The organism is Hydrogenophaga sp. IBVHS2 (assembly GCF_002127215.1).
Classification (GTDB): Bacteria; Pseudomonadota; Gammaproteobacteria; order Burkholderiales; family Burkholderiaceae_C; genus Hydrogenophaga.
This window is the reverse complement of the sequence record NZ_NFUT01000001.1, coordinates 406,757-420,114: the sequence shown is the minus strand read 5'-3', so window position 1 is coordinate 420,114 and position 13,358 is coordinate 406,757. Positions and strand designations below refer to the sequence as shown.

Genomic DNA, 13,358 nt, shown 5'->3' with positions numbered 1-13,358 from the left:
TCAGCGCGGCAGGCGGCCGATCAGGGGCGCCATGAGGGCGGCATCGGCCGCCATGCGCCGGGCCAGGCCTTCGGGGCCGGCCCCCACCACGCTCCAGCCCTGCCCCGCCATGGCCTCGCGCACCGACGGTTCGCGCACGATGCGGGTGAGTTCGGCCGCCAGGCGCTGCACCTGGGCTGCAGGCTGGCCGCGCGGCGCAGCCACGGCGTTCCAGATTTCCAGTGCAGGAAGGTCCAGGCCGACCTCCCGCAGGCCGGGCAGATCGTGGGCCAGTGCGCTGCGGCCGGCCGAGGTGGCCAGCACCGCCCGCAGCCGCCCCGAGCGCACCAGCGGCAGGGCCAGGCCCGGCGGCAGCAGGGCCAGCTGCACTTCGCCTGCCAGCAGAGCGGCCACCACCTGCGGGTTGCCCGGGTACGGCACATGCACCGCCGACAGACCGGCGCGCTGCTGCAGCAGCTCCATGCCCAGGTGGCCCAGCGTGCCGATGCCGGGTGATCCGTAGTTCCAGCGGCCGCGCTCCTGCCGACCGAGTGCCAGCAGCGCCGCCGCACCGGCCGGCGCGGCGGCGCCGGCACACAGCAGCAGCGGCGCGCTGCCCAGCAGGGCCACCGGGGCCAGATCGGTGAAGGGATCGTAGGCCGTGGCCGGCTGCAGCAGGCGCGCGGTGGTGAGGTTGCCGTTGATCATCAGGCCCAGGGTGTGGCCGTCGGTGGCCCGGGCCACCAGGGTGGCGGCCAGGTTGCCGCCGGCACCGACCCGGTTGTCCACCACCACCGGCTGGCCCAGGGCACGGCCCAGCGGATCGGCCAGCAGCCGGGCCATGAGGTCGGGCGAGGACCCGCCCGGAAAACCCACCAGCAGGCGCAGCGGCCGCGCAGGCCATGGGGCTGCGGTGGCCGCAGCAGGGGCTGCCGCACCCGCTGCCAGCGCCGATGCGGCGGCCATCCACCGCCGCCGGGTCCACGCCGGGGCGTTCATTCCGCCGGCAGCGGGGGCCCGCCGTACAGCCAGGGGTTATCCATGAGCTTCTCGCCCAGCAGGTTCATGGCGGTGTCGCGGCCCCAGCGCACCAGGCCCCGGGCGTGGAAGATGCGGCCATTGCGCAGCGATTGGGCCTGCACCCGGGCATTGCGCTGCCAGCGGCTGCGCGCAAAGCGCTGGAACACCGACGACCAGTCCACCGGGTGCTGATGGCGGTCGATCAGCTGACCCAGCGTCCATGCGTCTTCCAGTGCCATGGCAGCCCCCTGGGCCAGGTAGGGCCGCAGCGGATGGGCCGCATCCCCCAGCAGCGCCACCCGACCCTGCGCATGTTCGTGCGGGCCGGTCATGGGCGGTCGGTCGTGCAGGCTCCACAGCGTCCAGGAGGGCACGGCATCGATGAGTCCTTGCAGGTCGGCACCCAGAGGCCCCATGGCCCGCAGCAGGTCGTCGGTGAGCGCGTCCTGAGACCACTGGCGCGGATCGCTGCCGGCGTGCCCCTGCCCTGCCCGGCCCTGCACCACCGCCACCACGTTGAACCATCGCCCCTGGCGGATGGGGTAGTGCACCACGTGCATGCGGGGTCCCAGCCAAGCATTGACCGTGTTGGTGGCCAGCGCACGGGGCAGCCGGTCGGCCGGGATCATGCCCCGGTAGGCCAGATGACCGGTCAGCCGGGGGGGCTCGGGCCCGAGGAGCCCGGTGCGTACGCGGCTCCACAGGCCATCGCAGCCGATGAGTGCCTCACCCTGCAAGGCCTGACCGGCCTCCAGCCGCAGAGACACTCCGTCGGCCTGCGACTCGAAGCTGGCAATCCGGGCATTCAGGCTCAGCGAGGCCGGTGCGCCGGCCAGCAAGGCCGAAAGCAGCACGCGGTGCAGGTCGGCCCGGTGCACGCTGGCATAGGGATGGCCATAGTGGGCCAGCGCGGACGCACCCAGCCGCATGTGACCGAGCAGCTGCCCGTCTTTCGCGCTGCGCACCCGCAGCTCATCCGGGAAGGACGCGTGTTCGTGCAGGGCATCGGCCACCCCCCAGTCCGACAGCACGCGCATGGCGTTGGGGCCGAGCTGGATGCCGGCGCCGATTTCGCCGAAGGCCGGTGCCTGTTCCAGCACCGTCACCGGGACGCCGGCCCGCCCCAGTGCCAGGGCACAGGCCAGGCCGCCGATGCCGCCACCGGCCACCAGGACATTGTTTTTCATCCCCCGGATTGTGCCGCCGGCATCCGGCTCAGAGCACCCGGTGGAACCACAGCAGCGACAGCCCTGCGGCGACCAGCGCCAGCGCGGCCCCCACCAGGGCGAGCAGGCCCGAGATCTCGGTTTCCTTCTTCTCCACCGTCAGGCGCGCGCCCAGCGACTCGTACACCTGCTTGAGGTTGTCGGCGGTGCCGGCATGGAAGTACTCGGCCTGGGTGGCACGGGCGACCTGCTTGAGGCTGTCCTCGTCCAGCCGCACCCGCATCGACCAGCCCTCGAAGCCGATCACCTCGCCGTCCACCGTGCCCACGCCCACGGTGTAGACGCGCACGCCGCGGTCGGCTGCCATCTGCGCCGCCTCGGCCGTGTCCACACCGGTGGTGCGCTGCCCGTCGGTGAGCAGGATGATGGCCGCCGATCCGTAGGAGCCGGGCGCCACCGGCGTGAAGGGCTTGTCCTGCGCGGCCGGCCGGTCGATCGCCCGGCCCTTGGGGGCAAAGGGGTCGGTGTTGCGCTGGAAGGTGAGATCGCCCAGGCTGATGTTCTGGTCAGGGAATATCTCGGCCAGCGACACCACGATGGCGCTGCCGATGGCCGTGGCGCGCTGCAGCTGGAAACGGTCGATGGCCGCCACCAGGTCGTCGCGGCTCAGGGTGGGCGGCTGCACCACCTGCGCCGATCCGGCAAAGGCCACGATGCCCACCTTCACATGGCGCGGCAGTCCGGTCAGGAAGGCCTTGGCGGCTTCCTGGGAGGCGACCAGCCGGTTGGGCTTCACATCTTCGGCGCGCATGCTGCCCGACACGTCCATGGCCAGGATGATGGTCTGCTGGGTGGACGGCAGCCGCAGCGTGGCCACCGGCCGGGCGGCGGCCAGCAGGCTGGCGGCCACAGCCAGCAGCAGCAGCACCGGCGGCAGGTGGCGGCGCCAGCCGGGGCCGCGCCCGGCGGCCTCGCGCACGATGGCCAGGCTGGCCAGCCGCACCGCGCTCTTGCGCCGCCGCGCCATCAGCCACAGGTACAGCAGCACCAGCAGGGGCAGCGCCAGCAGCAGCCACAGCATCTGCGGCCACAGGAAGCTGACCGGCAGTTGCTGGAACCAGCCGGCCAGGGCGGCCGGACTGAGCGGGAAGGCTTCCATGTTCATGCCGGGACTCCTGCTGCCGACGGGGCCGCACGGCGGCGCAGACGCCGCCGCCGCAGATCCAGAAAACGGGTGAAGGCTTCGGCCAGATCGTCGTCGGTCGACAGCTCCAGCGTGTCCACGCCGCAGCGGGCCAGGCCCTCGCGCAGCTCGGCCTCGCGCTGCGCGGCGATGCGGGCAAACCGCTGCCTGAAAGCCCGGTCGCTGGTGTCGATCCAGAGCTGCTCACCGGTCTCGGCATCGCGCACCGGCAGCAGGCCGGCGTCCGGCAGCTCGATCTCCAGTGGATCAAACAGGCGCACCGCCACCACATCGTGCCGGCGGGCCAGCGCACCCAGGCCGGCCTCCCAGCCCGGCTCGCTGATGAAGTCCGACACCACGAACACGGTCGAGCGTTGCCGCACCACATGACCGGCCACCCGCAGCAGCTCGGACAGCTGCGTGCCGCCGGCGGCATCGCGTGCCGGGCTGGCCACGGCGGCGAGCACCTTCTGGACGATCTGCAGCAGATGGCTGCGGCCGCCACGCGCCGGCAGCACCGCGTCCACCCCGCCGGGCCCACCGGCACCGAACAGCACCGCCCCCACCCGGTTGCCGTGCCGGCCGATCAGCCGGCCCAGCACGGTCACGAACGACAGGGCCACCTCGCTCTTGCGGCGGGTGCCGGAGCCGAAATCCACCGACGGGCTGAGGTCCATCAGGAACCAGGCCGCCATCTCGCGGTCTTCGGTGAACACCCGCACGTGCGGCTGCTGAAGGCGGGCGGTCACGTTCCAGTCGATGTGACGGACATCGTCGTGCAGCTGGTACTCGCGCAGGTCGGTCAGGTCCAGTCCCGCGCCGCGCATGAGGGTGCGGTGATCCCCCTGCAGCAGCCCGTCCAGCCGGCGCAGCACGGTCCACTCCAGCCGGCGCACCAGGGTCTCGGCGCGCACGGTCTCGGCGCTGGCCGCCGGCACCGGGGCCACCTCGGGTTCGGATCGTCGGGACAACCAGCGCGGCCACATGGTCATGGTCCTCAGGCGGCGCGCTGCTCGGGCGCCAGCGGCCGGGCCGGCGGCGGCACCTGTTTCATGATGCGGTCGATCAGCGCGTCGGTGGTCAGGCCCTCCGACAGCCCCTCGTACGACAGCACCACGCGGTGGCGCAGCACGTCGGGCACCAGATCGGTCATGTCCTCGGGCAAGGCATAGCTGCGGCCGCGCAGCATGGCCAGTGCCCGTGCGCCTTCCACCAGGCCGATGGTGGCCCGCGGGCTGGCACCAAAGGTGATGAAACGTGCCATGTCCTTGATGCCGTGGCGCTCGGGCTGCCGCGTGGCCGACACCAGCTTGACCGCGTGCTGCACCAGCGAAGGGTCCACATACACCTGGCGGCAGCGCGCCTGCAGGGCGGCAAGCTGGGTGGTGTCGGCCACGCTGCGGACCTGGATGGCCGGGCCGGTGACCCGCTCGACGATGACGTACTCCTCCTCGTCGGTGGGATAGTCCACCACCACCTTCATCATGAAACGGTCCACCTGCGCCTCGGGCAGCGGGTAGGTGCCCTCGGTCTCGATCGGGTTCTGGGTGGCCATGACCAGAAACGGCTCGGGCACGCGGTGGGTCTCGCCAGCAATCGTCACCTGGCGCTCCTGCATCACCTCCAGCAGGGCGCTCTGCACCTTGGCCGGTGCGCGGTTGATCTCGTCGGCCAGCAGCAGGTTGGCAAACACCGGTCCCAGCGCGGTGCTGAAGTCGCCGGTCTTCTGGTTGTAGATGCGGGTGCCCACCAGATCGGCCGGCACCAGATCGGGCGTGAACTGGATGCGCTTGAAGCGACCCTGCACCACATCGGCCAGGGTCTTGACGGTCAGCGTCTTGGCCAGGCCCGGCACCCCTTCGACCAGCAGGTGGCCCTGGGCCAGCATGGCCACCATCACCCGCTCCAGAAAGCGGTCCTGGCCCACCACCACCCGTTTGACCTCGTACAGGATCTGCTCCATGAGCTGGGCGGTGTCGGTGGCGGGGTCCTGGGTCATGGGAGGCTCCTGTGAAGGTGTTCAGAACGGCGGCAGCCCGGCGGCCGATGCTGCGCTCTCGATGGGCACCGCAAAACCGATGCCCACGAAGGTGCGCTGCTGCGTGGGGTTGAGGATGCCGGTGACGATGCCGACCACCTCGCCGCTCATGGTGATCAGCGGTCCGCCGGAATTGCCCGGGTTGGCGGCGGCGTCGAACTGGATCAGGTTGCGCACCTCGTTCTCGCCGTCCGGCGACTTGAAGGAGCGACCCAGGCCGGACACCACACCGGCCGACACCGACGGCCCGATGCCGAAGGGGAAACCCACCGCCACCACCTCCTGGCCGGGCAGCAGGTCGTGCGTGGACCGCATGGTGGCGGCCACCAGATCGTCCGGGATGGTGTGGGCCTGCAGCACCGCCAGATCGTTCTCCGGCTGGGCGCCCACGATGGTGGCGGCCGAATGGCTGCCGTCGGCAAAGGTCAGCCGGATGCGCCGGGCATCGGCCACCACGTGCAGGTTGGTCAGGATGGTGCCCTTGTCCACGATGACCACACCGGTGCCCACACCGTCCTCGTCGTCATCGTCGGCGTCGGTGCGGCCATAGGACTGCACGCGCACCACCGCCGGGCGGATCACTTCGGCTGCACGGGCCGCCTGCGACGGCAGCACCTGGGTCGACAGGCTGCGCAGCACCGCCTGATCGATGGCTTTCTGGGTCAATGGCAGCGGCTCCGGGCGGCTGACCTGCCAGACCAGCACGCCGGCCAGCACGGCCATCAGGCTTGCGGAGACCAGCCAGCCAGCGCGCGGCGATGCCAGTCGTTCGCGCCATGCCGCCCGAGGACCCTGCACCGGGCCGGCCTGGGAAGCCACGGGAGCCTCGCCCGCCACCGCCGTCGCCGCCGTTGAACGGCGAGATGGGCTGTAGACAACGGGTTTGCGCATGAGAACCCCCCTGAGTAGGACCGGCCCATCATGCCGCGCTTCGGCCAGCGGCTCAAGCCATGCCCGACCGGATCGGCGGGATGGAAAGGCGAGGGAAGGTGCCAGCTGGATCGGAACCGCCTTCTGCCAAACGTTACGCAATCCTCACCAATTCAACACGTTGGTTTTTTCAAGGAGACAAGTTCATGAACCATCCTGCATTCCAGGCCGTGTGCCGCCAGGTCAGCCTGGGACTCGAGGCCGCCGAGCCCGACGCCCTCGGAGAGCGGCGTCCGTCCAGCATCGGGGGCGAAACCTTCGAATGCATGGTGCATGACGACGGCAGCGCTGCGCTGCTGGTGACCTACCTCGGCACCGTCGATACGGCCCAGGCACAGGCGGTGTACGAACAGTTGCTGCTGCTCCAGCTGGCCAGCTGGAACAACCCCGATCTGCGCTTCGGCTTCGATCCGGTCACCGGCCAGGTGCTGCTGTGCACCCGGCTGCCCGCACCGGCTTCGCTGGAGGCAGCGCCGCTGGACAGCCTGATCCGACGTCTGCTGAAGCAATTGGGCGAGTGGCGCGGCACCCTGCTGCACCCCCTGGTGCCCCAGAAACACACCCAGGAGGCCTGAATGGATCCCATCAGCATCCTATTCCGGACCGCCCCCAAGCCCGACACCAGCGAGAGCGGCAAGGTCGACAGCAGCGACTCGGACAGCAACAAACCGTCCCCCACATACAGCCCGCCGTCGAGGAGCATGTCGAGGAGCATGTCGAGCAGCAGCGTCGTGACTGTCTCGGACGAAGACCCGTCGTTGAACCCATCCCATCTTGTTGCGGAAGCTTCCTCCCATTCGGACACGGTGGGTGTCAGCCTGCCCCGGCTCCGTGGTGCCGTGCCGAAACCGCCCAACATCCCCGCAGCCGCGACGCCGCCATCCCTGAATGGCTGGCTGGCCTCGCTGGCAGGCACGGCGGCCTACAGCGGGTCATTCATGATCGGCCGCCTGGCGCAATTTGCCTTGACCGCGACCGGGCATCAAGACGCCGCTGGCAAGGCGTTCGCTGCGATTGCCGGGGGACTCCACCTCCTGATCGAGCCGGGCATTGCCACGATGCGGGAGCGTCTGGGCATGGCTGCCGACAAGGACACCGCGGCCTTCACCAGCTACATCGCCGCCTGCTGCGCTTACCTCGAATGCAAGATCTGCGGGGATCAGAAAGGCATGGATGCCGCGCGCAACGCCATGCGGACGGTTCTGAGCAGCTACGGTCACCCATGCAAGCCGGTGGCCAACGCCTCCGAAGAAGAACAACCCGATCTGCCCCAGGCGAGCGAGCAGTTCCTCACCATGCTCCGGGCGTTCGGCCGGGGCTGGATCAGCAACGAAGCACCTTTCTTCAGCTTCACGGTGTTTTACATGCTGACGAACCCGGCCGGTCTGGCCGCGCGGGCAGCATCGATACAGGCCGGCGGCGCCCGTGTCGAAGCACTGGCTTTGGAGCTGATGTTCTCCCTGGCGGGTGGGCTGGCCGGGGGCACGGCCACCGTCGGTCTGCAGAACCTGCTGCGCCCGAAGGTGCAGGGCACCGGCCTTTCGAGCACACCGACCAAGATCCGGCTGGAGATGGAACACAAAGGGAACAGAGCGCTGACGCATGTCCAGCTCAAGGTCTTCCACAAGGCGCTGAAGGATGCCATGCGGGCCGGAAGCAGCAGCACTCCGAAACCCGATGCCATCGATCCGGGCACCGTGCCCGCCTCGATCGAAAACATCCTGAACGACGTTCGTCCTGATCTACCGGCTCCATCCCTCCGACTCCTGCGAACGGAGCTCAGCTCCGCGCTGAAAGGATTGCCAGCAGACATGCTGAAAGAACTGGACAAGGATGTCCGCACAAGCCTGAACGACCCCAACAGTGCGCCGTATTCGCTCACGCGCCACCTGACCGACAAGTTCAAGCTCACCGTGGCCAGCAAAGACTCCGAAAACCGGTTCGGACTGGACTGGAGAAAAGTCCTGCAGACTGGCGGCAAGGCCGCGGGCAATCTCGCAGGACTGATGGCCTATTCATTCCACCTGAGCCACGCCATACAGACGGTGGCCGGTTATGGCCCGGTGAATGTGCCGGTGCAGGGCAACAGCACCGAGTTCAACAGCACGGCCTATCCGACCTCGACCCAGGACGCCTACGGTCAGGTGACTGCACTGGGTGCTTCGCTGATCACTTGCTGGGTGGTGGGGCGGGCCGTGGTGCCTCCGCTGGTGCAGGCTGCCGGCGCGGTGATCACCGGTGTCGGGCGACGGATCCGGGAAGGCAGCGCCCACCCGTCGGACGCACCGCTTCGCGATGTGCCCGTGGTGCCCGGCATGGGCGGCGTGCAGATCGTCTGAACCCCTTGCAAAAAACCCCCGGGCCTCACGGCACCGGGGGTTTTAGCTTCAGGTCGGTGAACGATCAGACCGACACGCCCTTGGCCGTCTCGGCGTACTCCTCGATCTGGTCGAAGTTCATGTACTTGTAGACGCTGGCGGCGTCCTTGTTGATGATGCCCATGGCTTCCTGGTACTCGGCCACGGTGGGCAGCTTGCCCAGCTTGGACGCAATGGCCGCCAGCTCGGCCGAGGCCAGGAACACGTTGGTGTTCTTGCCCAGGCGGTTGGGGAAGTTGCGGGTGCTGGTGGACACCACGGTGGCGCCTTCGCGCACCTGGGCCTGGTTGCCCATGCACAGGCTGCAGCCCGGCATTTCGGTACGGGCACCGGCGGCGCCGAAATTGGCGTAATGGCCTTCCTTGATCAGCTCGCTCTCGTCCATCTTGGTGGGCGGGGCCACCCACAGCTTGACCGGGATGTCGCGCTGGCCGCCCAGCAGCTTGGCCGCGGCGCGGAAGTGGCCGATGTTGGTCATGCAGCTGCCGATGAAGGCTTCGTCGATCTTGGTGCCGGCCACGTCACTCAGGACCTTGGCGTCGTCCGGGTCGTTCGGGCAGCACAGCACCGGCTCCTTGAGCTCGTTGAGGTCGATCTCGATGACGGCGGCGTACTCGGCATCCTTGTCGGCCTCGAGCAGGTTGGGGTTGGCCAGCCACTCTTCGACCTTGCGGATGCGGCGCTCCAGGGTGCGCTTGTCCTGGTAACCGTCGGCGATCATGTTCTTCATCAGCACGATGTTGCTGGTGAGGTATTCCTTGATCGGCTCGGGGTTGAGCTTGATGGTGCAGCCGGCGGCCGAGCGTTCGGCCGAGGCATCGGACAGCTCGAAAGCCTGCTCCACCTTCAGGTCGGGCAGACCTTCGATTTCCAGGATGCGGCCGGAGAAGATGTTCTTCTTGCCGGCCTTGGCCACGGTCAGCAGACCGGCCTTGATGGCGTACAGCGGAATGGCATGCACCAGGTCGCGCAGGGTCACGCCAGGCTGCATCTGACCCTTGAAGCGAACCAGCACAGACTCGGGCATGTCCAGCGGCATCACGCCGGTGGCGGCACCGAAGGCCACCAGGCCGGAACCGGCCGGGAAGCTGATGCCGATGGGGAAGCGGGTGTGCGAGTCACCGCCGGTGCCCACGGTGTCGGGCAGCAGCAGGCGGTTGAGCCAGCTGTGGATCACGCCGTCGCCCGGGCGCAGGGCCACGCCGCCGCGGTTGCTGATGAAGGCCGGCAGCTCGCGGTGGGTCTTGACGTCCACCGGCTTGGGGTAGGCGGCGGTGTGGCAGAAGCTCTGCATCACCAGGTCGGCGCTGAAGCCCAGGCAGGCCAGGTCCTTCAGCTCGTCGCGGGTCATGGGGCCGGTGGTGTCCTGGGAGCCCACGGTGGTCATCTTGGGCTCGCAGTAGGTGCCCGGACGGATGCCCTGGCCTTCGGGCAGGCCGCAGGCGCGGCCGACCATCTTCTGGGCCAGGGTGAAGCCCTTGCCGGTGTCCTTGGGTGCCACCGGCAGGCGGAACACGGTGGAGGCCGGCAGACCGAGGAATTCACGCGCCTTGGCGGTGAGCGAGCGGCCAATGATCAGGTTGATGCGGCCGCCGGCGCGCACTTCGTCGAGCAGCACCTGGTTCTTGAGCTGGAACTCGGTGACGGTCTGGCCGTTGCGGGTGATCTTGCCGTCGTAGGGCAGCACCTCGATCACGTCGCCCATTTCCAGCTGGCTCACGTCCACCTCGATGGGCAGCGAGCCGGAGTCTTCCTGGGTGTTGAAGAAGATGGGGGCGATCTTGCCGCCCAGGGTCACGCCGCCAAAGCGCTTGTTCGGCACGAAGGGGATGTCCTGGCCGGTGGCCCAGATGACCGAGTTGGTGGCCGACTTGCGGCTCGATCCGGTGCCCACCACGTCGCCCACGTAGGCCACCAGGTGGCCCTTCTTCTTGAGATCCTCGATGAACTGCATCGGGCCGCGCTTGCCGTCTTCCTCGGGCTTGAAGGCCGCATCCGCCCGGGTGTTCTTGAGCATGGCCAGGTAGTGCAGCGGAATGTCCGGGCGGCTCCAGGCGTCGGGGGCGGGCGACAGGTCGTCGGTGTTGGTCTCGCCGGGCACCTTGAACACGGTCACCGTGATGGACTTCGGCACCTCGGGGCGGCTGGTGAACCACTCGGCGTCGGCCCAGCTCTGCATCACTTCCTTGGCCTTGGCATTGCCGGCGCGGGCCTTCTCGGCCACATCGTTGAAGAAGTCGAACATCAGCAGCGTCTTCTTCAGGCCTTCGGCCGCCACGCTGGCCACCTCGGCGTCGTCGAGCAGCTCGATCAGCGGGTGCACGTTGTAGCCGCCCACCATGGTGCCCAGCAGCTCGGTGGCCTTGGCCTTGGAGATCAGGGCCACTTTCACGTCGCCATGGGCCACGGCGGCCAGGAAGCTGGCCTTGACCTTGGCCGCATCGTCGACGCCCGGGGGCACGCGGTGGGTCAGGAGATCCAGCAGGAAGGCGTCCTCACCGGCGGGCGGGTTCTTGATCAGCTCGATCAGGTCGGCCACCTGCTTCGCATCGAGCGGCAGCGGGGGGATGCCCAGCGCGGCACGTTCGGCGGCATGGGCTCGGTAAGCGGCGAGGAAGTCGGACATGGCGTTCTCCAGAAAAAGACAGGAATTCAGTGGTGGGCCAGCAAGGGACGCACCGCGTCGGGAAGGGTTCGGCCGGTGCGGTGGGCCCGCTCCAGCAGCTGCCAGTAGTAGCGGTAGCTGGCGCGGTCGTGCAGGCGGCCGTCCACCTGCACCGGCGCCCACTGCGCGGCAGCGGCGCGGTCGATGACGGTGGCGGCCTGGTCGATCTCGTCATCGGCGGGCGCAAAGGCCGCCAGGATGGGACGGATCTGGTCGGGGTGGATGCTCCACATGCGGGTGTAGCCCAGCTCGCGCGCCGCGCGGCGGGCTGCGGCCAGCAGGGCGGCGGTGTCGCGGAACTCGGTGACGACGCAGTGCGACGGCACCTTGCCATGGGCGTGGCAGGCGCTGGCGATGTCCAGCTTGGCCCGCAGCACCAGCGGGTGGCCGAACTGCCCCTGCACGCCCATGCCGTCGGACGGAATGGCACCGCCGTGGGCCGACACGAAGTCCATCAGCCCGAAGCTCAGGCTCTGGATGCGAGGGTGGGCGGCGATGTCGAAGGCCCGGTGAACGGCGGCCGGCGACTCGATGAGCGCATGCAGCATGAGACCCGGTGCACCGGCGGCATCCAGCGCCGCCGCAGCCCGCTGCACGTCGGCGACCGACTCGACCTTCGGCAGCATGACATGGCACAGCCGGTGGCCGGCCCGGCCGACGATGGAAGCCACGTCGGCCTCGAAGGCGCTGTGGTCCACCGGGTGCACCCGCACCGCCACGCGGGCCTCGGGCGCGGCCGACAGCGCCAGTTCGGTGACCAGGGCGGCGTGCTCCGCCTCCCCGCCCACCGGGGCGCCGTCCTCGCAATCGAGCGTGATGTCGACCACACAGGCGCCGAATTCCGCCTGCAGCTCGGCCTGCAGCTGCAGGCTCTTGCGCATGCGGGCCTCGATACCGCTGTAGTGGTCGCACACCGGCAGCGCAAACGCCCCCGCCTGGGCGCCCAGGAGGATGCTGGCGGGGTTGGCGCTCACCGGAGTTACCAAGCGGTTACAGCAGGTGCTTGACGCCGTCCTGCTCGCCCTGGAGCTCGGCCAGGGTCTTGTCGATGCATTCCTGGGAGAAGGCGTCGATGGGCAGACCTTCGACGATCTTGTATTCGCCGCCTTCGCAGGTGACCGGGTAGCCGAACATCACGTCCTTGGGGATGCCGTACTCACCGTTGGAGGGCACGCCCATGGTGACCCACTTGCCTTGGGTGCCCAGGGCCCAGTCGCGCATGTGGTCGATGGCGGCGTTGGCGGCCGAGGCGGCCGACGACAGGCCGCGAGCGGCGATGATGGCCGCGCCACGCTTGCCCACGGTGGGCAGGAACACGTCCTTGTTCCAGGCGTGGTCGTTGATGGCGTCCTTGACGCTCTTGCCGTTGACGGTGGCAAAGCGGTAGTCGGCGTACATGGTGGGCGAGTGGTTGCCCCAAACGGCCAGCTTCTCGATGTCGCCCACGGCGATGCCCATCTTGGCGGCGATCTGGCTGGCGGCGCGGTTGTGGTCCAGGCGCAGCATGGCGGTGAAGTTCTTGCGCGGCAGATCCGGCGCGCTCTTCATGGCAATGTAGGCGTTGGTGTTGGCCGGGTTGCCCACCACCAGCACGCGCACGTTGCGCGAGGCCACGGCGTTCAGGGCCTTGCCCTGGGCAGTGAAGATCTGGGCGTTGGCGGCCAGCAGGTCGGCGCGCTCCATGCCGGGGCCGCGAGGACGGGCACCCACCAGCAGGGCGTAGTCGGTGTCCTTGAAGGCGGTCATGGGGTCGCTGTGGGCCTCGATGCCGGCCAGCAGCGGGAAGGCGCAGTCTTCCAGTTCCATGATCACGCCCTTGAGCGCGTTCTGGGCCTTTTCGTCCGGAATTTCCAGCAGCTGCAGGATCACGGGCTGATCCTTGCCCAGCATTTCGCCCGAGGCGATGCGGAACAGCAGGGCGTAACCGATCTGGCCGGCGGCACCGGTGACGGCGACGCGAACAGGCTTCTTGCTCATGTGAAAACTCCAGGAAATGGCG

At 68.9% G+C, this 13,358-nt stretch carries 11 protein-coding genes; 2 read left to right on the top strand and 9 right to left on the bottom strand.

The window, feature by feature from the left end:
- From CAP38_RS02065 to CAP38_RS02040, 6 genes are all read right to left on the bottom strand, one after another.
- On the bottom strand, positions 1-945 hold the full coding sequence (locus CAP38_RS02065) for a tripartite tricarboxylate transporter substrate binding protein (protein WP_256924197.1): 945 nt from the start codon (positions 943-945) through the stop codon (positions 1-3).
- A 29-nt stretch (positions 946-974) separates the two neighbouring features.
- Positions 975-2,186 (bottom strand): FAD-dependent monooxygenase, encoded by a 1,212-nt coding sequence (locus CAP38_RS02060; RefSeq protein ID WP_086119209.1) that lies wholly within the window; start codon positions 2,184-2,186, stop codon positions 975-977.
- 28 nt (positions 2,187-2,214) lie between these two features.
- Positions 2,215-3,246: a VWA domain-containing protein gene (locus tag CAP38_RS02055; protein WP_373271403.1), complete on the bottom strand. Its 1,032-nt coding sequence runs from the start codon at positions 3,244-3,246 to the stop codon at positions 2,215-2,217.
- An 80-nt stretch (positions 3,247-3,326) separates the two neighbouring features.
- On the bottom strand, positions 3,327-4,334 hold the full coding sequence (locus tag CAP38_RS02050; protein ID WP_086119724.1) for a DUF58 domain-containing protein: 1,008 nt from the start codon (positions 4,332-4,334) through the stop codon (positions 3,327-3,329).
- An 11-nt stretch (positions 4,335-4,345) separates the two neighbouring features.
- On the bottom strand, positions 4,346-5,347 hold the full coding sequence (locus CAP38_RS02045; RefSeq protein ID WP_086119208.1) for a MoxR family ATPase: 1,002 nt from the start codon (positions 5,345-5,347) through the stop codon (positions 4,346-4,348).
- Between the two features lie 21 nt (positions 5,348-5,368).
- A complete protein-coding gene (locus CAP38_RS02040; protein ID WP_086119207.1) occupies positions 5,369-6,277 on the bottom strand; it encodes a S1C family serine protease in 909 nt (302 codons plus the stop codon).
- A gap of 185 nt (positions 6,278-6,462) precedes the next feature.
- Between CAP38_RS02040 and CAP38_RS02035 the strand changes: the two genes are divergently transcribed.
- Together CAP38_RS02035 and CAP38_RS02030 are read left to right on the top strand one after the other, a co-directional pair.
- A complete protein-coding gene (locus CAP38_RS02035; RefSeq protein ID WP_179188432.1) occupies positions 6,463-6,891 on the top strand; it encodes a CesT family type III secretion system chaperone in 429 nt (142 codons plus the stop codon).
- Entirely contained in the window at positions 6,892-8,655 is a 1,764-nt protein-coding gene (locus CAP38_RS02030; RefSeq protein ID WP_143435733.1) for a hypothetical protein, read from the top strand.
- 64 nt (positions 8,656-8,719) lie between these two features.
- On the opposite strand, the gene acnB is transcribed toward CAP38_RS02030, so the two are convergent.
- From acnB to CAP38_RS02015, 3 genes are read right to left on the bottom strand one after another with little or no spacing between them, the layout of a single operon-like run.
- The gene (gene acnB, locus CAP38_RS02025; protein WP_086119204.1) at positions 8,720-11,320 is read right to left on the bottom strand and encodes a bifunctional aconitate hydratase 2/2-methylisocitrate dehydratase; all 2,601 of its coding nucleotides are present in this window, start codon (positions 11,318-11,320) and stop codon (positions 8,720-8,722) included.
- Between the two features lie 26 nt (positions 11,321-11,346).
- Positions 11,347-12,333 carry a CoA ester lyase gene (locus CAP38_RS02020; protein ID WP_256924194.1) on the bottom strand — a complete coding sequence of 329 codons (987 nt, stop codon included), beginning with the start codon at positions 12,331-12,333 and terminating at the stop codon, positions 11,347-11,349.
- 16 nt (positions 12,334-12,349) lie between these two features.
- Positions 12,350-13,336: a malate dehydrogenase gene (locus CAP38_RS02015; protein ID WP_086119202.1), complete on the bottom strand. Its 987-nt coding sequence runs from the start codon at positions 13,334-13,336 to the stop codon at positions 12,350-12,352.
- Positions 13,337-13,358: the final 22 nt, after the last annotated feature.

Excerpts from the sequence above, each read along its gene's own strand:
- CAP38_RS02055 (WP_373271403.1), bottom strand. The coding sequence starts at position 3,246 with ATGCTGTGGCTGCTGCTGGCGCTGCCCCTGCTGGTGCTGCTGTACCTG.
- CAP38_RS02060 (WP_086119209.1), bottom strand. The coding sequence starts at position 2,186 with ATGAAAAACAATGTCCTGGTGGCCGGTGGCGGCATCGGCGGCCTGGCC.
- CAP38_RS02065 (WP_256924197.1), bottom strand. The coding sequence starts at position 945 with ATGGCCGCCGCATCGGCGCTGGCAGCGGGTGCGGCAGCCCCTGCTGCG.
- CAP38_RS02045 (WP_086119208.1), bottom strand. The coding sequence starts at position 5,347 with ATGACCCAGGACCCCGCCACCGACACCGCCCAGCTCATGGAGCAGATC.
- CAP38_RS02035 (WP_179188432.1), top strand. The coding sequence starts at position 6,463 with ATGAACCATCCTGCATTCCAGGCCGTGTGCCGCCAGGTCAGCCTGGGA.
- CAP38_RS02040 (WP_086119207.1), bottom strand. The coding sequence starts at position 6,277 with ATGCGCAAACCCGTTGTCTACAGCCCATCTCGCCGTTCAACGGCGGCG.
- CAP38_RS02015 (WP_086119202.1), bottom strand. The coding sequence starts at position 13,336 with ATGAGCAAGAAGCCTGTTCGCGTCGCCGTCACCGGTGCCGCCGGCCAG.
- CAP38_RS02030 (WP_143435733.1), top strand. The coding sequence starts at position 6,892 with ATGGATCCCATCAGCATCCTATTCCGGACCGCCCCCAAGCCCGACACC.
- CAP38_RS02050 (WP_086119724.1), bottom strand. The coding sequence starts at position 4,334 with ATGTGGCCGCGCTGGTTGTCCCGACGATCCGAACCCGAGGTGGCCCCG.
- acnB (WP_086119204.1), bottom strand. The coding sequence starts at position 11,320 with ATGTCCGACTTCCTCGCCGCTTACCGAGCCCATGCCGCCGAACGTGCC.